The sequence below is a fragment of the Mesorhizobium sp. M4A.F.Ca.ET.022.05.2.1 genome, assembly GCF_003998845.1.
Lineage (GTDB): Bacteria > Pseudomonadota > Alphaproteobacteria > Rhizobiales > Rhizobiaceae > Mesorhizobium.
Genome location: NZ_RZOJ01000091.1, coordinates 1 through 17,095, shown reverse-complemented (window position 1 = coordinate 17,095; position 17,095 = coordinate 1). Strand labels below are relative to the sequence as shown.

Below are 17,095 nucleotides of genomic sequence, written 5' to 3'. Positions count from 1 at the left end.
GTTCCGCCGGAACCTTCGCCATCGCCTCTTCCAGCGGCACCACCGCCGTCACGTCGGTCGACCAGCGGCCGTCGGAAAAGCGCTTCTGCGCCTCCATGACCGCCGCGCCCATGCTGTCGCGGTGCTGGCGCATCCATTCGGCGAGCCAGAAGCCTTCGATATGCTTGTGCTGGAAGATCAGCTGGCCGGGCTCACGGATGACCGTCGGCTCCGCGTCGAGCCGGCCATAGACGATCCACCGCGAGCGCTTCGGCATGGCGTTGAAGATGGCCGAGGCCAGCGGCCCGGTGACCGCGTCGAGGAAGATGCGCGGCTGCTCGGCCTTGATCACCTCGATGAGCGTGGCCTCGAAATCCGCGGCCTTCTCATTGAGCACATGGGTCGCGCCGACCTCCTTGAGAAGCGGGATCTGCTCGTCGCGGCGCACCGTGACGATCGGCCTGTAGCCCTCTTCCTTGGCGAGGCCCGCTATCAGCTTGCAGAGCTGGCTGGCGCCGGCTGTCATGATAAAGGCCTTCTCGCCGTCCTGCTTGACGATGTCGAACATGGCGAGCGCGGTGAGCGGGTTGACGATCATCGCCGCAGCATCCTGGTCGCGCACCGTGTCGAGCAGTGGGATGCAGGACGATGCTTCCGCGACCGCGTAGTCGGCCCAGGCGCCCCAGTTCGACAGTCCGGTGGCGAAGGCGACGCGCTTGCCGGCCAGACCCGTTGCGTAGGGCTCGCCGCCGGTCGCGGCCACGATGCCGACGCCCTCGAAGCCAGCCGGCCGGCCCTTGACCCGCGGCTGGCCGTACTGGCCCTTGATGAAGGCGACGTCGGACGGGTTGATCGAGGCCAGGCTGACCTTGATCAGCACCTGGCTCGGTCCGGGCGTCGGCACCGCGATCGTGCCTTGCTCGAGATAGGGGTCCATCGTCTCAAGCGCACTGCCGGATGGCGTCTTGGTGTAGCCGTCGCCGGTCAGCAGCAGCGCCTTCATTTCGGATGGGAGGGTCATCGGGGATACTCCTTGCTTGTCGCAGAGCAGTGACTGGCCAAGCCTTGCGCTCAGACCTTCTCCTGCGTGTATTTCTTCAGCTCGGTTCGCGCCACCTGCCGGCGATGCACCGCGTCGGGCCCGTCGGCGAGGCGCAGCGTGCGCAAATGCGTCCATGAGCGCGCCAGCGGCGTGTCCTGGCTGATGCCTTGCGCGCCGAACATCTGCACCGCCTCGTCGGTGACCTTGAGCGCGACGCGCGGCGCCACGACCTTGATCTGGCTGATCCAGGGCGCGGCGGCGCGGGCGTCGCCCTGGTCGATCATCCATGCCGCCTTGAGGCAGAGCAGTCTCGCCATCTCGATATCCATGCGGCATTCCGCGATGATGTCGAAATTGGCGCCGAGTTTCGCCAGGGGCTGGCCGAAGGCCTCGCGGCGCACCGAGCGCTGGCAGAGCATCTCCAGCGCCATCTCGGCCTGGCCGATGGCGCGCATGCAGTGATGGATGCGGCCGGGTCCGAGCCGCCCCTGCGCGATCTCGAAACCCCTGCCCTCGCCGAGGATCAGGTTCGACGCCGGCACGACCACATTGTCGAACCTGAGATGCATGTGGCCGTGCGGCGCATCGTCGTCGCCATAGACCTGCATGGCCCGCAGCTTGGTCACGCCCTTCGCATCGGAAGGCACCAGGATCATCGAATGTTGGCGATGCCGAGGGTCATCGCCGGAACCTGTCCTGACCATGACGATGTAGATGGCGCAGCGAGGATCGCCGGCGCCGGACGCCCACCATTTCTCGCCGTTCAGCACATAGTCGCCGCCCTGCCGCTCGCAGCGCATCGAAATGTTGGTGGCGTCGGACGAGGCGACGTCCGGCTCGGTCATCAGATAGGCCGAGCGGATCCTGCCGTCGAGCAGCGGCTCCAGCCATTGTTGCTTGTGCTCCGCCGAGCCGTAGCGCTCCAGCACTTCCATATTGCCGGTGTCGGGCGCCGAGCAGTTGAAGGTCTCGGCTCCCAGATGCGCCTTGCCCATCTCCTCCGCCAGATAGGCGTATTCGACCGTGGAGAGACCATAACCGCGCTCGGAGCCGGTCAGCCAGAAGTTCCACAGCCCGCGTTCACGCGCGGTCTTCTTCAGGCCTTCGAGGATTTCGGTCTGCCGCCCCGTGCAGATCCAGCGGTCGCCGCCCTTGCCGATCTCGGCCAGGAATTCCTCGCCGAGCGGCGCGATCTCGTCGCGCACCATCGCCGCGACGCGCGCGTGGATCGGCTTCAGCCGCTCGGTCATGCCGAGGTTCATGTCCGCCATCGCTTCCGGTCCTTTCGGGGATGCATCTTTACCCGTGGCAAGGATGACCGTACTTCGGCTAGCCTTGTCAACGCGAGTCCATGGGCGAGTCCCCTGGCCTCGGCCTGCGGCGAGATTGCGGGGGAGCGCCATGAGCTATCTGGACGAGCTGTTCTCGGTCGCCGGCAAGATCGCGCTGGTCACGGGTGCCGCGACCGGCATCGGCCGCATGGCGGCGACCGCCCTGGTCAGCGCCGGCGCCAGTGTCATGATCGCCTCCCGCAAGGGGGAGGACTGCATCAAGGTCGCGAGCGAAATCAACGCCCTCGGCGGCCCGGGGCATGCCGAGGGCTTTGCCGGCGACATTTCCAGCGAGGCCGGCATCGCCGCGCTCGTCGCCGAGGTAAAGGCGCGGACGGAGCAGCTGCACATTCTGGTCAACAATGCCGGCATCTCCTGGGGGGCGCCGCTGGAAGAGTTCCCCTACCACGCCTGGGCCAAGGTGTTCGGCGTCAACGTCACCGGTGTCTTCCATCTGACGCGTGAACTGCTGCCGTTGCTCGACGCCGCCGCCAGCGAGGCGGATCCAGCCCGGGTGATCAATCTGGGCTCGGTGATGGGCACCCAGCCATTGGCCGACGATGCCTATTCCTACACCGCCTCCAAGGCCGCGGTTCATCACCTGACGCGCACGCTGGCGATCGAGTTCGCCGCCCGCCGCATCACCGTCAACGCCTTCGCCCCCGGTCCCTTTCAGAGCCGGATGACCGCCTTTGCCACCGGAACCGAGGAACAGGCGAAACATGTCGGCGGCCATGTTCCGATCGGCCGCATCGGCATGCCGGATGACATTGCCGGCGCAACGCTCTATTTGTGCAGCCGTGCGGGCTGCTATGTCACCGGCGCCATCCTGCCGATCGACGGCGGCCAGTCGGTGCAGCATGGGCTGACCCTGTTCAAGGAATGAATGTCCGACCGGAACGCCGGCGGGGGTGAAGTGGAGGACATCAGCGTGGAACCGATCAGTCTCGATGTGCTTCTGGCCAGCGTCGGCAAGGAAGTCGGCGTGTCGCCCTGGCGCGTGGTCACGCAGCGCATGATCGATCAGTTCGCCGACGCCACCGACGACCACCAGTTCATCCACTGCGATCCGGAACGCGCCAGCCGTGAGACGCCGTTCGGCGGCACCATCGCGCATGGCTTCCTGTCGTTGTCGCTGCTCTCGGCGATGACCTTCGAGACCATGCCGCCGCTCGAAAACAGCAAGATGGGCGTCAACCACGGCTTCGATTCGCTGCGCTTTTTGGCGCCGGTAAAGACCGGCGCGCGCATCCGCACCCGTTTCGTGCTCGCCGACGTCAAGGTGAGGCCCTCGGGCTGGGTGCAGACGGCGCATGACGTGACCATCGAGATCGAGGGCTCGAAGAAGCCGGCGCTGACCGCGCGCTGGCTGACCCTGACATTGATCGAGCGCCAGCCCGAGACCGCATGAACGACCTGAACGCGCTCGATCAGACGGCGCTTGCGCCCTATCTCGAGGCGCATATCCCGGGTTTTGGCGGGCTTTCCGCGACCGAGAAGTTCAAATCGGGACAATCGAACCCGACCTATCTTTTGACCGCGGCAAGCGGCCGCTACGTGCTGCGCGCCAAGCCGCCGGGCCAGTTGCTGAAATCCGCGCATCAGGTCGACCGCGAGTTCCGGGTGATGAAGGCGCTTGCCGCCACCGCCGTGCCGGTGCCGCGCATGCTGCATCTCTCAGGCGAGGACTCGCCCATCGGCCGCATGTTCTACGTCATGGAGTTCCTCGACGGCCGCATCTTTTGGGACCCGTCGCTGCCGGAGGCATCCGGGAACGAGGATCATGCCGCCATCTACGACGCCATGAACGCGACGCTCGCCGCCCTGCACGACGTCGATGTCGAAGCCGTCGGCCTTGGCGATTTCGGCAAGCCCGGCAACTATTTCGAGCGCCAGTTCGCCCGCTGGACCAGCCAGTACCGCGCCTCCGAAACCGGAACCATTCCGGACATGGATCGGCTGATCGCCTGGCTGGAGACGCACATGCCGGCCGAGGATGGCCGCGTCTCGCTGGTGCATGGCGACTACCGGCTGGACAACATGATCTTCGCAGCCAGCGAGCCGAAAGTGATCGCGGTGCTCGACTGGGAACTGTCGACGCTCGGCCACCCCTTCGCCGACATCGCCTATCAATGCATGCAATGGCGGCTGCCGCATTCATCGGGCTTTCGCGGCCTCGGCGGCGTCGACCGCGCAGCCCTCGGCCTGCCGTCCGAAGAAGCCTATGTCGAGGCGTATTGCCTGCGGCGCGGGCTTACCGGCATCGACAACTGGAGTTTCTTCCTCGCCTTCTCCTTCTTCCGCCTGGCGGCGATCTGCCAGGGCGTCTATCGGCGCGCGCTGGACGGCAACGCCTCCAATCCGGAAAAGGCCAAAACCTATGGCGAGGCGGTAAAACTGCTCGCCGCGCTCGCCGTGGACCTGATCTACAACAAGATTTGACAATGGGAGAGCTGAGCGATGCGCCGTTTCGATGGAGCGACGGTGCTGATCACCGGTGCGACCGGCGGCCTCGGCCGCGGCGCGGCAAACGCCTTCGCCGCCGAAGGTGCGCGGCTGGTCCTATCGGATCTCGACGAGGCTGCGCTCGGCGATTTCGCCGCGACGCTTGATGCCGAGACGGCAATCCTTGCCGGCAACATCGCTGACGAGAAACTCTCCGAGGATCTCGTCGCGCTGGCGGTGGAGAAGTACGGCCGGCTGGACATCGCCGTCAACAATGCCGGCATCGTCCATGCTTTCGTGCGCCTGCCGCAGGTGGCCTCGGATGAAGCACGCCGGGTGCTGGAGGTCGACCTGCTCGGCGTCTTCTACGCCATGAAGCACCAGATCCCGCAGATGGAACGGCAGTTCAAGGCAAGCGGCAAGGGCGGCGCGATCGTCAATGTCGCCTCGGTCGCCGGGCTTGGCGGCGCGCCGAAGCTGTCGGTATATGCCGCCGCCAAGCATGGCGTCGTCGGGCTGACGAAGTCTGCGGCGGCCGAATATGCCACCAAGGGCGTGCGCATCAACGCAGTCTGTCCCGCGCATACCAGGACAGCGATGGTGGACGGCTTCGTCCGCGCCAGCGGCTCCCCGGAAGCCGAGGCGATTGCCGAACTCACGCGTGGCGTGCCGATGAAGCGGGTCGGCGAAGTTGAAGAGATCACCACGGGGATATTGTTTCTTGCCGATCCCGCCAACTCCTTCATGACCGGCCATGCGCTGGCGCTCGACGGCGGCATCGGCGCCATCTAGAGCAGAAGGTGTGCGCTTTCCGTCCGGAATTGCGTTGGAACAAGGAGTTAGCGCGGACGTTGGGGAACCTGCCACGCACTTGTTCGTTTCCGTACAGCGTATATAATTTAACAAGGCAACCAACCAACGAAGGCAGGCAAACCTTGCCGTTGAGCGTCCAGACACGCCGCGAAAAACAGAAAGCAGAGCTGCGCTCCGAACTGGTCGAAGCGGCCCACAAGCTCGTTCAGGAAGAAGGCTATGAGGGCCTGACCATCCGCAAGCTGGCCAAGCGGGTCGGCTACGCGCCGATGTCGGTCTATTCCTACTTCGCCGACAAGCAGGACATCCTGTTCGCGCTGGCCGAGGACGCCTTCGAGACGCTGGCGCGGCGGATCGAGGCGCACCCCGCCGACGATCCGATCGAGGCCCTGCAGGCGGTGATGACCGAATACGCCGCCTTCGGCCTCGGCAATCCCAACGAATACCGCACTGTCTTCATGACCGAGAAGACGCGGCTGCCGGAAGGCCGCAGCTACGAGGACATGGAAGAGGGTAATCCGGCGATGAAAGTGCTGATCAGCAGGGTCGAGGCCTGTGTCGCCGCCGGCAAGCTCAAGGGCGACCCGCGCGCCATCGCCACCATGCTCTGGGCGGTCGGCCACGGCACGATCTCGCTCTTGATCACCTTCCCCTTCTATCCGTTCGGCGACCCGCAGGCTTTCGTGAAGCGGATGTGCGATTTCACGCTTGCCTCGCTTTCGACGCAGAACGTGCCGCCACTGACCGAAACGCCAGTCAACTGCTGACTGGAGCAATTCCGCCCAGCGGTTTTGGGCCGGAATTGCGCAGAAGCGAACCCCCGGTTTTTACAGTCCGATCTGGCCGGGCGTCGCGCCGTGCGACATTTTCGTATTTTCAGAAAATTTGACCGTACATGTACGATTTCTCACTTGAACTCGCACTCCGCCGGACGTATATGTACGCCGTATCGTACATGTACGAAAAAGATTGACCGGAGAAAGATGATGAAAAAGACAATCCTCGCTATCGCCGCCGTCCTGGCCTTCTCGGGCGCCGCTTTCGCCGGCACCAGCCATCAGGCCAAGCAGGCTCCTGCCGCGGCTTGCATCCAGACCAACGCCAATGTGAAGCTCGATTGCGGCACGACCGGCTCCGTCGAAAAGACCGGCGCGACGACCAAGACCGACGCCGCCAAGGGCCAGCGTCTGGGCATCGAAATCGATCCGTGGATCGTTCCCAGCACGTTCTAAGGCGGTTCGAACGCCACGAAATACTCAAAGGGCGGCAGGATATCCTGACCGCCCTTTTTTGCTGGATCGATTACTTGCGTGGCTTGCGCCCCGGCACCGTCTTGGCCTTGCCGGGTCTTGCGGGGCCGCCCGGAATGGAGGTCGAGGTGATCGACACCGGATCGCTGGCCGGGAACGTGTCCTCGAGACCTTCCTCGAGTTCCTCTTCCTCGACCTCGTGTGTTCGTTCGTGCTCGAGCGAGCGGACTGCCGCCGTCTTCCTGGGCGGCCTCGGCGCGGATTTCGACGGCATCGGCATTCTCCCTCGACACGCTGCCGCAAAACGGATCGGCGCGTCGATGGTTCCTATGGCTCAGTTCGCCGCGTCGCTCGCCGCTTCCGACAGCAGAGTAAAGACATAGTCCGAGAACGAACGCCAGCATTCGACCCGGAAGGCGTCCGCCGCCGTGCGCAGCAGCACGATCTCGGCCTTGCCGAGGATGGTGCGCGAAGCCGCGCCGACCGGGAACGCGTCAAGAGAGAGATCTTGCGGGCAGCCGGAGTTGACGGTCACGGCGGCAGCCGGGCCGGTGACGGAAAAGGCGACGTTGCGATGCGAGATGCCGACCGCCGAATGCAGCGCCGTCACCTTGGCGCAGTCGGCGAGCGGATCCTTGCCCGCCTCGTCGATCACCAGCCATTCGTCCGGCCCGAGCCAGAGCGCCGTGCGCCCTGCCTTGGCCGCCGAGGTCTTCGGCTTTGCCGGCAAGCTCACGCCGAGCGCCTTCGAAAGCGCGGTCAGCGAAGCCTCCGGCGCGCGCACCGAAATGCGCTCGGCCGGCGGCAGCACTGCAAGCGTGACGCCCTTCGCCTCTATCGTGCGCCCGGCCAGCGCCGGACGGCGCTCGGCCGGCGAGCCGGCAGCGGTTGTCTTTGCGGCAGCCTTAGCCATTGAGGCGCTCCCCCTTCTCGTCGAAGAACACCATGCCGGTGACTTCCACCTCGATCGTCCCGTTTGGCATCGGCACATAGAGCGTCTTGCCCATGCGGTCGCGTCCGCCGGCGACCAACGCCAGCGCGATCGAACGGCCGCAATTCTCCGACCAGTAGCTGGAGGTGACGTGGCCGATCATCTTCATCGGGATTGCTTGGCCAGGATCCTCGACGATCTGCGCGCCCTCCTCCAGCACCACCTTGGGGTCCTTGGTCTTGAGGCCGACAAGCTGCTTGCGACCCTTGGCGACAAGGTCCGGCCGCGTCAGACCACGGATGCCGACGAAGTCAGCCTTCTTCTTGCCGACCGCCCAGTCGAGGGCTGCATCGTTCGGCGTCACCGTGCCGTCGGTATCCTGGCCGACGATGATGTAGCCCTTCTCGGCGCGCAGCACGTGCATGGACTCGGTGCCGTAGGCGCAGGCGCCATGTTTCTGGCCTTCGGCCCACAGCGCCTCCCAGACCGCCTGGCCGTAGTCGGCCGGCACGTTGACCTCGAAGCCGCGCTCGCCGGTGAACGACATGCGGAACAGCCGCGTCGGCACGCCGCAGATCCTGCCTTCGCGCACCGACATATGCGGCAGCGCCTCGTCCGACATGTCGATGCCTTCGACCAGCGGCGCGATGATGTCGCGCGACTTCGGTCCCTGCACGGCGATGACCGCCCACTGCTCGGTGATCGAGGTCAGCCAGACATTGAGATGCGGGAACTCGGTCTGGAGATAGTCCTCCATGTGGTGCATGACGCGCGGCGCGCCGCCCGTCGTCGTCGTCACATGGAAGCGATCCGGCGCCAGCCTGCCGACGACGCCGTCATCATAGATGAAGCCGTCCTCGCGCAGCATGATGCCATAGCGGCAGCGGCCGGGCTCCAGCTTCTCCCACGGATTGGTGTAGAGCAGCTCCATGAACTTGGCCGCGTCCGGTCCGACCACCTCGATCTTGCCCAGCGTCGAGGCGTCGAACAGTCCGGCCGTCTTGCGCACCGTCACGCATTCGCGGTCGACGGCGGCGTGCATGTCCTCGGCTCCCCGGGGGAAGTACCAGGCGCGCTTCCACTGGCCGACATCCTCGAACACCGCCCCTTGCGCGGCGGCCCAGGGGTGGATCGCCGTCTTGCGCGTCGGGTCGAACAGCGCGCCGCGCGCATGGCCGACGATCGAGCCGAAGGTTACCGGCGTATAGGGTGCGCGGAAGGTGGTGAGGCCGACCTGCGGGATCGGCTTGCCGAGCGTCTCGGCGGCAATCGCCAGGCCGTGCATGTTGGACGTCTTGCCCTGGTCGGTCGCCATGCCGTTGGTGGTGAAGCGCTTGACGTGCTCGATCGAGTGCATGCCTTCATGCACCGCCTGGCGGATGTCCTTGGCGGTGACGTCGTTCTGGAAATCGACGAAGGCCTTGACCGTCGTGCCCTGTCCGGCGCCGGGCGCGGCGCCCAGCATGCCGCGCGACCAGCTCTCGCCGGCATCGACCTTCGGCTTGGCGCCTTTGCCTGCCTTGCCGCCGGCCTCCTTCGCCGCCTTGGCGCCGGCCGCATAGGCCTCGTCGACAGTCGCGTCGAGGCCATCCGTGCCGTTGCAGGCGCCGACCGAGATGCAGTCCTGCGCGTAGGTTCCCGGCACGAAGCGCCGTGTCTCCTCGTTGAAGGCGACCTTGCCGCGCGACTGCGAGAACAGATGCACCGACGGCGTCCAGCCGGCCGACATCAGGATCGCGTCGACCGGGATGGTGCGTTCGCCGCCGCCATTCTTCGGCTGGACGGTCATCGACGATACGCGCAGCTTGCCGCCGGCGCGGACCACCGCACGGCCGAAATTGATCTCGATGCCGAGCCCCCGCGCCTCGTCGATCGCCGCCCCGGTCGGGTTGTCGCGCAGATCGACGATAGCGGCGATGTTGACGCCGGCCTTCTTCAGGTCGATCGCCGCCGCGTAGGCGGAATCGTTTGCCGTGTAGACGCCGACATTCCTGCCGACGGCGACGCCGTAATGGTTGAGATAGGTGCGCGCGGCCGAGGCCAGCATGACGCCTGGACGGTCGTTGTCGGCGAACACCATGTGGCGTTCGATGGCGCCGGTCGCCAGCACCACGCGCTTGGCCCGGACCTGCCACAGCCGCTCGCGCGGCAAATCGCTGCCCGGGTTCTGCAAATGGTCGCTGACCCGCTCGACCAGCCCGACGAAATTCTGCGCATAATAGCCAAAAGCCGTCGTGCGCGTCAGCAAACGGACATTGTCCATCGCCTTGAGCTTCGCGATCGCGCCTTGAGCCCAGGCAAAGCCGTCCTCGCCGTCAATCCTGGCGCCGGCCTCGAAGCGCAGGCTGCCGCCGAACTCGGCCTGCTCGTCGGCGAGGATCACCCTGACGCCAGTCTCGGCGGCGGCAAGTGCCGCCGCGATGCCGGCCGCACCGCCGCCCAGCACCAGCACCTCGCAATGGGCATAGCGCGCGCCATAGTGGTCGGGATCCGGCTTGTCCGGCGAAACGCCGAGACCTGCCGCGGCGCGGATCTTCGGCTCGTAGAGGCTCTTCCAGGCCGCCTTCGGCCACATGAAGGTCTTGTAGTAGAAACCGGCCGAGAACAGCGGCGAGGCGATGTCGTTGACCGCGCCGACGTCGAAAGCGAGCGACGGCCAGCGGTTCTGCGAGTTGGCGGTGAGCCCGTCATAGAGCTCCTGCACGGTCGCGCGCACATTCGGCGTCTTGCGCGCGTCGTCACGCACGATCTGCACCAGGGCGTTCGGCTCCTCGGCGCCGGCGGAAAGGAAGCCGCGCGGCCGGTGATACTTGAACGAACGACCGACGAGATGGACGCCGTTGGCGAGCAGCGCGGAAGCGAGCGTATCGCCCTCGACGCCGGTATAGGCCAGGCCGTCGAAGCTGAAGCGAGCAGTCTTTGCCTGCTTGAGGCGGCCAGCGCCGGAAATGCGGAAGGAGGGGGTCATTTCGAGGCTCCCGGCAGCTTCGCGGGCTTCGGCTCGCCGGCCTTGTAGGTCATGATGAACTTGTCGGTGACGGTGTCGCGTACGGCGTTGAAGAAGCGCGCGCAGCCATGCATGTGCCGCCAGCGCTCATAGATCACGCCCTTGGGGTTCGAACGGATGAAGAAGAACTTCTCGAAATCGTCGTCGCTTTCGCCGGCCATGTTGGTCGAGCGCGCGATATGCGCCTCGCCGGCGTTGCGGAATTCGAGTTCCGGGCGCTCTTCCTCGCAATAGGGGCAGCGGATGAGAAGCATCTGTTGTTTCCTACAATTCGCCGTGGCCGGTGGCCGGTTGGTCGCAAAGCCTTTCGGCAACCATCAGTGCGCCACCGCCGCCGCCGCGGCCTCGTCGATCAGACGGCCGGTGCGGAAGCGCTCGATGGTGAAGGGCGCGTTGATCGGGTGCGGATCGTCCTTGGCAATCGTATGTGCAAAGACATGGCCCGAGCCCGGCGTCGCCTTGAAGCCGCCCGTGCCCCAGCCGCAATTGACATAGAGGCCCTTGACCGGCGTCTTGGCCAGGATCGGCGAGCGGTCCGGCGTTACGTCGACGATGCCGCCCCAGGAGCGCAGCATCTTCATGCGCGTGAAGATCGGGAACATCTCGCAGATGGCGTCGAGCGTATGCTGCAATATGTGCAGGCCGCCGGTCTGCGAATAGGAGACATATTGGTCGGTACCGGCGCCGATCACCAGCTCGCCCTTGTCCGACTGCGAGATATAGGCGTGCACCGTGTTCGACATGATCACGCAGGGCACGACCGGCTTGACCGGCTCCGAGACCAGCGCCTGCAGCGGATAGCTTTCCAGCGGCATGCGCACGCCCGCCATATCCATGATGACGGAGGAGTGGCCGGCCGCGACCACGCCGACCTTTTTGGCGCCGATGAAGCCGCGCGTCGTGTCGACGCCCATGACCGCGCCGTTCGGCGCCCGCTTGACGCCGGTCACCTCGCAATTCTGGATGATGTGGACGCCGCGCGCCGAGGCGCCGCGGGCATAGCCCCAGGCGACGGCGTCGTGACGCGCGGTGCCGCCGCGCCGCTGCAGGGCCGCACCCACCACGGGATAGCGCGCATCCTTGGAGATGTTGAGCGGCGGGCAGAACTCCTTCGCCTGCTCCGGCGTCAGCCATTCATTGTCGATGCCGTTGAGGCGGTTGGCGTGCACATGGCGCTTCAGCACCTGGATGTCGTGCACATTGTGCGCGAGCATCATCACGCCGCGCGCTGAGTACATGACGTTGTAGTTGAGCTCCTGCGAGAGCCCATCCCACAGCTTCAGCGCATGGTCATAGATGCCGGCGCTCTCGTCATAGAGATAGTTGGAGCGGATAATGGTGGTGTTGCGGCCGGTGTTGCCGCCGCCGAGCCAGCCCTTCTCCAGCACCGCGACATTGGTGATGCCGTGCACGGTGGCCAGGTAGTAGGCCGTCGCCAGGCCATGGCCGCCGGCGCCGACGATGATGACGTCGTATTCCTTCTTCGGCTCCGGCGAAGACCATTGCTCTTCCCAGCCCTTGTGGCCGCGCATGGCCTCGCGGGCAATGGCGAATACCGAATATTTCTTCACGTTCCAGGCCTCGCGCCAGTAGCTTTCGCGGATTTGCGGCCGGGCATCCCCGCCTCGGCACGCGAGGAGTATCACTAGCGAAACCGCGCTGCCATCCTTGCGCTGTTTGCGACGGCGCTTGCCGTTTTGCGCCGTGACATCCACAGGCGAGCACCAAGCCACGCGGCACAAACCCCAATGCAGCTTTCGGGTGGCTCGGACCGCCGCCATTTGCGACCAAGCGTCCGATCGCTGGCAAGGCCGGCACGAAAGAAGGATGCTCAGAAGATGTTCGCACTGACAGACAAGGTCGCCATCGTCACCGGCGCCAGTTCCGGCATCGGCCGCGCCACTGCGAAACTTTTCGCCGAACAGGGTGCCCGGCTGATCGTCGCCGCCCGCCGACAGGCGGAGCTCGACAGGATTGTCGGCGAGATCGAGGACGCCGACGGCACGGCGGTCGCGCTGGCCGGCGACGTGCGCGACGAAGCCTTCGCAAAAGCCCTCGTCAATCTCGCGGTCGACAGGTTCGGCGGCCTCGACATCACCTTCAACAATGTCGGCGCTGTCGGCCAGATGGGGGCGATTTCCGACCTGTCGCTCGACGACTGGCGCGAGACGCTCGACACCAACCTCACCAGCGCGTTTCTCGGCGCGAAATACCAGGTGCCGGCGATGGTCGAGCGGGGTGGCGGTTCGCTGATTTTCACGTCCACTTTTGTCGGTCACACCGTCGGCATGCCCGGCATGACCAGCTATGCCGCAAGCAAGGCCGGTTTGATCGGATTGACGCAGGTGCTGGCCGCCGAGTACGGACCGCGAGGGGTGCGGGTGAACGCGCTGCTGCCGGGCGGCACCGATACGCCGGCGGCAACATTCAAGACCCCTGAATCGCGGACGTTCGTCGAAAACCTGCATGCGTTGAAGCGCGTCGCCCAACCTGAAGAGATCGCCCGCTCGGCGCTTTACCTCGCTTCCGATGCGTCGAGCTTCACCACCGGCACCGCGCTGTTTGCCGATGGCGGCGTCTCGATCAACCGGACGTGAAGGGATTGACGGACATAGCACAGCCCGCCAGCCGAAAAAGTCGCGAAGCAGCCTTGCATTTCGGCGCAATTTGACGATTCCGTTTTCCCGTCGAAAACGGATCGGAAAAGATGCTGCTGATCAGGACCTACGTCGCCCAGAGCGCCATCGAAGGCGTCGGCGTTTTCGCCGCCGAGCCGATCCGCAAGGGGGCCTCGATCTGGCGCCTCGATCCCGATTTCGACCGGCTGATCCCGATCGAGAAATACGAGGCGGCCCCTCCGCATCTGAAAGAGTTGCTCGACCGCTACGCCTATCCCAGCCCCGACCGGCCTGGCTTCATGGTCTATGAGGTCGACAATGGCCGCTTCATGAACCATGCCAAGCGGCCGAACACCGACTTCTCGCAATATGGCGGCGCGACCGCAACCTGCGACATCGCCGCCGGCGAGGAAATAACCTGCGACTACGGCGAATTCTTCGAGGATTTCGCCCGCCTTCACCTGGCAACCGCCTAGCTAAGCGCCGGCCGGCGGCGGCCGGTTGCAATTTGGGCGGCCGGATTGCATTCGGCAGTGGACAGGACGGCCTGATTCTGCTATCAGCCGCCACAATTCGCGGTGCAACTCGCCGCGGAGGCATAGCGGCTATGGCCGTTTGCCTGTTGATATCAAACCCGAAAGACAGGATTGCCCGTGCAGGTACTCGTCCGCGACAACAATGTTGACCAGGCGCTCCGCGCGCTGAAGAAAAAGATGCAGCGCGAAGGCATTTTCCGCGAAATGAAGATGCGCGGTCACTACGAGAAGCCTTCCGAGAAGCGCGCCCGCGAAAAGGCGGAAGCCGTGCGCCGCGCCCGCAAGCTGGCCCGCAAGCGCGCCCAGCGCGAAGGCCTGCTGCCGATGACCCCGCGTCCGGCTCCGGCTGGCGCCGCAGGTGCTGCGCGTTCGCCGCGCTGATACCGCCAATTTTTCGTCCTTTTCGAAGGATACCCAAGGGTGGCGCGATGCGGAATCGCCGCCACCTTTTTGTTTGATTTTGGACCGGTTCGGAGAGGGAACGGACCTGACGGCGCGGCGGCAGTGAGGACAGTGATGAACGCAATTTCCGTGGAGCGCAAAACCGCTTTTCGCGGCTTCGCCCTGACGGCGGCCCTGCTCTCGGGCCTGGCGCTTGCCGCATGCCAGACGGCCCCGACCGGCGAATTCAACAACATCGATAAGGCGCAAGGCTCGACCGAGAACATCTCCTCGCTGTCGGCCGTGATCCAGCGCAACCCGCAGGATCCCGAAGGCTACAATGTGCGCGGTTCGGCCTACGGCCGCGGCGGCCAGTACCAGGCGGCGCTGAAGGACTTCGACACCGCCATCCAGCTCAATCCGAATTTCTACCAGGCCTATTCGAATCGCGCGCTTATCCAGCGCTTCCTCGGCAACCAGGCGGCGGCGCTGGCCGACTACAACCGATCGATCCAGATCAACGCCAATTACGACGCCGCCTATATCGGCCGCGGCAATCTTTACCGCAAGGCGGGTCGGACCCAGGAAGCCTTCAACGACTTCCAGAAGGCGATCCAGCTCGATACGACCGATGCGCGCGCCTACCACAATCGCGGCCTGATCTATCAAAGCCAGGGCCAGCACAAATTCGCCATCGAGGATTTCTCGACCGCCATCTCGCTGGCGCCGGACGCGGCCGAGCCCTACAACGGCCGCGGTCTCTCCTACCTCGCCATGAACGACGAGGACAACGCCTTCTCCGACTTCAACATGGCCATCAAGCTCGACGGCAAGAACGCCGAGGCCTGGGCCAACCAGGCGCTGATCTACGAGCGCCGCGGCGACAAGGCGCGGGCGGCGAAATCCTACCGCGAGGCGGTGCATCTCGATCCGACCTACCAGCCGGCCAAGGACGGCCTGTCGCGCACCAACACCGCCAGCGCCAGCTGATACCCAGCCGGCGCGCCGCGCGACGCGGCCGACTGAGCGCTCCGCTCGATCGACGACCTTCAGCTACCGGCGCTTGAAAACCTGCAAGCCGTGGTCGGCGATGAAAACCGCGGCCACCCATGCCGACCGCCGGGGCAAGCGTTAACCCTTGCCATTTTCGCGCCAAGTTTTCAGCGGAACGCTCCGCGCACCTCGACCGTTAATCGGGGCCAAATTTGCGAAAGGACCTTTCCAATGATCAGAACCCTTGACTGTGCCGCCGCCGCGCTTGCCGCCACGGTCCTCGCGTTCCCCGTCAGCGCCGGGACGCTGCGGCTCGGCACGCTTGATTGCACCATCGACGGCGGCGTCGGGTACGTCATCACGTCGAACAAGGGCGTGTCCTGCACCTTCCGCCCCTATCATCATGGGCCGTCCGAGCAGTATACCGGGATGATCTCCAAGCTCGGCGTCGATGTAGGCCAGACGCATCAGGGCCAGCTTGCCTGGGCGGTTCTGGCCGCCACCCGCAGCCATGACGAGGGCGACCTTGCCGGCAACTACTACGGCGTCAACGCCGAGGCCAGCGTCGTCACCGGGGGCGGCGCCAATCTTCTGGTTGGCGGGCTGAACAGCGCCTTCATGCTGGAGCCGCTCAGCGTCCAGGCGCAGACCGGCGTCAATCTGGCGGTCGCGGTGACCTCGCTGGAGCTGGTCCACTCCTTCAAATAAGGCGCGGTTGCTCCCTTACGTGCGGCGCGGAACAGGGTACTGTTTCGCGCCGCACGCTTTCTGGGGGACCGCCATGCAGAAGACCATCATCGCCGCTGTCATTGCCGCTGCCGGCTGTGCGGGAACGCCCATGCCCAAGACCAAGGCGTGGAGCTCGGCGTGCTCGATTGCGCCATTGGCGGCGGCACCGGCTTCATCTTCGGTTCGAGCAAGGACCTGAGTTGCACCTTCACCCCGGCGGACAAGACCTTTGCGCCGGAAGCCTATTTCGGCGCCGTCAACAAATACGGGCTCGACATCGGCACCACAAAGCAGAGCGTGATGCGGTGGCTGGTGCTGACGCCGTTGAAGAACATCTACGCGCCGGGCGCGCTCGCCGGCGATTATGTCGGCGCCAGCGCCGAGTTGACGGCTGCGGTCGGCGCCGGCGCCAATCTGCTGGTCGGCGGCTCCGAACAGGCCTTCACGCTGCAGCCTCTCAGCCTGCAGACGCAGACCGGCATCAACATCGCCCTCGGCGTCGCCCAGTTCCAGCTGCGCAGCACCGCCCACTGACAGCTCATCAAAAGCCGGTCTTCAAGCGTCGCGGCGTTCGCCATACATTCCTGAAAAGGCCTCTTGAGCTCAACCGCGCTTGAGGTTCTACAAGCTCAGCCGAACTGGATCTGGCGCCCTTTCGCGTTGCGGATGAGGCTGCGAATGGCAAGCAGGAGATCGACGTGACGGCGGCAAGCGGCAACAAGGCGGGCGGCAAGGTGGACTGGCGGGCATTGTGGGCGAGCGGTGACCTGGCGCGCTTTTGCTTCATCAGCCTCGGCATCCTGCTGCATGCCACCAACGAGACGATGGTGGCGACGGTGATGCCGGCCATGGTCGGCGAACTGGCCGGCGTGCAGTTGGTCGGCTGGTCGCTGGCGATCTACGAGCTCGGCGCCATCGTTGCCGGCGCCGCCGCCGGACGGCTGGTGAGTTATGTGGCGCTGCGCTCCAACATGATGGTTGCCGCCTTGCTCTATGCTGCCGGCGCGCTGATCTGCGCCACCGCACCCTCGATGCCACTC

The 17,095-nt window shown here is 65.3% G+C and carries 18 protein-coding genes and 2 pseudogenes; 13 read left to right on the top strand and 7 right to left on the bottom strand.

The genetic code is table 11. The features are described 5' to 3' along the window. Both EN745_RS12955 and EN745_RS12950 read right to left on the bottom strand, forming a co-directional pair. On the bottom strand, positions 1–1,000 hold a 1,000-nt coding region (locus EN745_RS12955; protein WP_127421421.1), incomplete at its 3' end, for a zinc-binding dehydrogenase. A 50-nt stretch (positions 1,001–1,050) separates the two neighbouring features. Further along, entirely contained in the window at positions 1,051–2,292 is a 1,242-nt protein-coding gene (locus tag EN745_RS12950) for an acyl-CoA dehydrogenase family protein (RefSeq protein ID WP_126058377.1), read from the bottom strand. Positions 2,293–2,422: 130 nt separating this feature from the next. Between EN745_RS12950 and EN745_RS12945 the strand changes: the two genes are divergently transcribed. From EN745_RS12945 to EN745_RS12920, 6 genes are all read left to right on the top strand, one after another. Then, complete coding sequence (locus EN745_RS12945; RefSeq protein WP_127421420.1) at positions 2,423–3,238, top strand: SDR family oxidoreductase; 816 nt, start codon at positions 2,423–2,425, stop codon at positions 3,236–3,238. After that, positions 3,239–3,763, top strand: a complete 525-nt coding sequence (locus EN745_RS12940; RefSeq protein WP_281033026.1) for a MaoC family dehydratase — start codon at positions 3,239–3,241, stop codon at positions 3,761–3,763. Further along, positions 3,760–4,794, top strand: coding sequence for a phosphotransferase (locus EN745_RS12935; RefSeq protein ID WP_127421419.1), 1,035 nt, complete (start codon positions 3,760–3,762; stop codon positions 4,792–4,794). The genes EN745_RS12940 and EN745_RS12935 overlap by 4 nt, the downstream gene beginning before the upstream one ends. Positions 4,795–4,812: 18 nt before the next feature. After that, entirely contained in the window at positions 4,813–5,589 is a 777-nt protein-coding gene (locus EN745_RS12930; RefSeq protein WP_127421418.1) for an SDR family oxidoreductase, read from the top strand. A gap of 143 nt (positions 5,590–5,732) precedes the next feature. Beyond that, complete coding sequence (locus EN745_RS12925) at positions 5,733–6,377, top strand: TetR/AcrR family transcriptional regulator (protein ID WP_126058374.1); 645 nt, start codon at positions 5,733–5,735, stop codon at positions 6,375–6,377. 219 nt (positions 6,378–6,596) lie between these two features. After that, positions 6,597–6,842 carry a DUF680 domain-containing protein gene (locus tag EN745_RS12920; RefSeq protein ID WP_127405405.1) on the top strand — a complete coding sequence of 82 codons (246 nt, stop codon included), beginning with the start codon at positions 6,597–6,599 and terminating at the stop codon, positions 6,840–6,842. A 70-nt stretch (positions 6,843–6,912) separates the two neighbouring features. Here EN745_RS12920 and EN745_RS12915 read toward each other — a convergent pair whose 3' ends face one another. The 5 genes from EN745_RS12915 to EN745_RS12895 all read right to left on the bottom strand — a co-directional run bounded on the left by EN745_RS12915 (position 6,913) and on the right by EN745_RS12895 (position 12,369). Next, entirely contained in the window at positions 6,913–7,134 is a 222-nt protein-coding gene (locus EN745_RS12915) for a hypothetical protein (RefSeq protein ID WP_126058372.1), read from the bottom strand. A 60-nt stretch (positions 7,135–7,194) separates the two neighbouring features. Further along, entirely contained in the window at positions 7,195–7,773 is a 579-nt protein-coding gene (locus EN745_RS12910; RefSeq protein ID WP_126058371.1) for a sarcosine oxidase subunit gamma, read from the bottom strand. Continuing rightward, positions 7,766–10,759 (bottom strand): sarcosine oxidase subunit alpha, encoded by a 2,994-nt coding sequence (locus tag EN745_RS12905; protein ID WP_127421417.1) that lies wholly within the window; start codon positions 10,757–10,759, stop codon positions 7,766–7,768. The genes EN745_RS12910 and EN745_RS12905 overlap by 8 nt, the downstream gene beginning before the upstream one ends. After that, positions 10,756–11,052 (bottom strand): sarcosine oxidase subunit delta, encoded by a 297-nt coding sequence (locus tag EN745_RS12900; protein WP_126058369.1) that lies wholly within the window; start codon positions 11,050–11,052, stop codon positions 10,756–10,758. The genes EN745_RS12905 and EN745_RS12900 overlap by 4 nt, the downstream gene beginning before the upstream one ends. Positions 11,053–11,115: 63 nt before the next feature. Next, positions 11,116–12,369, bottom strand: coding sequence for a sarcosine oxidase subunit beta (locus EN745_RS12895; protein WP_126059363.1), 1,254 nt, complete (start codon positions 12,367–12,369; stop codon positions 11,116–11,118). 267 nt (positions 12,370–12,636) lie between these two features. Between EN745_RS12895 and EN745_RS12890 the strand changes: the two genes are divergently transcribed. The 7 genes and pseudogenes from EN745_RS12890 to EN745_RS12860 all read left to right on the top strand — a co-directional run. Beyond that, positions 12,637–13,395: an SDR family oxidoreductase gene (locus tag EN745_RS12890; RefSeq protein ID WP_127421416.1), complete on the top strand. Its 759-nt coding sequence runs from the start codon at positions 12,637–12,639 to the stop codon at positions 13,393–13,395. Between the two features lie 110 nt (positions 13,396–13,505). Next, the gene (locus EN745_RS12885) at positions 13,506–13,892 is read left to right on the top strand and encodes an SET domain-containing protein-lysine N-methyltransferase (RefSeq protein WP_127421415.1); all 387 of its coding nucleotides are present in this window, start codon (positions 13,506–13,508) and stop codon (positions 13,890–13,892) included. A gap of 177 nt (positions 13,893–14,069) precedes the next feature. Then, positions 14,070–14,333, top strand: a complete 264-nt coding sequence (gene rpsU / locus EN745_RS12880) for a 30S ribosomal protein S21 (protein WP_126058367.1) — start codon at positions 14,070–14,072, stop codon at positions 14,331–14,333. Between the two features lie 135 nt (positions 14,334–14,468). Next, positions 14,469–15,323: a tetratricopeptide repeat protein gene (locus tag EN745_RS12875; protein WP_126058366.1), complete on the top strand. Its 855-nt coding sequence runs from the start codon at positions 14,469–14,471 to the stop codon at positions 15,321–15,323. 234 nt (positions 15,324–15,557) lie between these two features. Further along, positions 15,558–16,034, top strand: coding sequence for a DUF992 domain-containing protein (locus EN745_RS12870; RefSeq protein ID WP_127421414.1), 477 nt, complete (start codon positions 15,558–15,560; stop codon positions 16,032–16,034). A 73-nt stretch (positions 16,035–16,107) separates the two neighbouring features. Then, positions 16,108–16,589 (top strand): annotated as a pseudogene (locus EN745_RS12865) (DUF992 domain-containing protein). A gap of 164 nt (positions 16,590–16,753) precedes the next feature. Beyond that, a pseudogene (locus EN745_RS12860) lies at positions 16,754–17,095 on the top strand (MFS transporter); the annotation flags it as partial.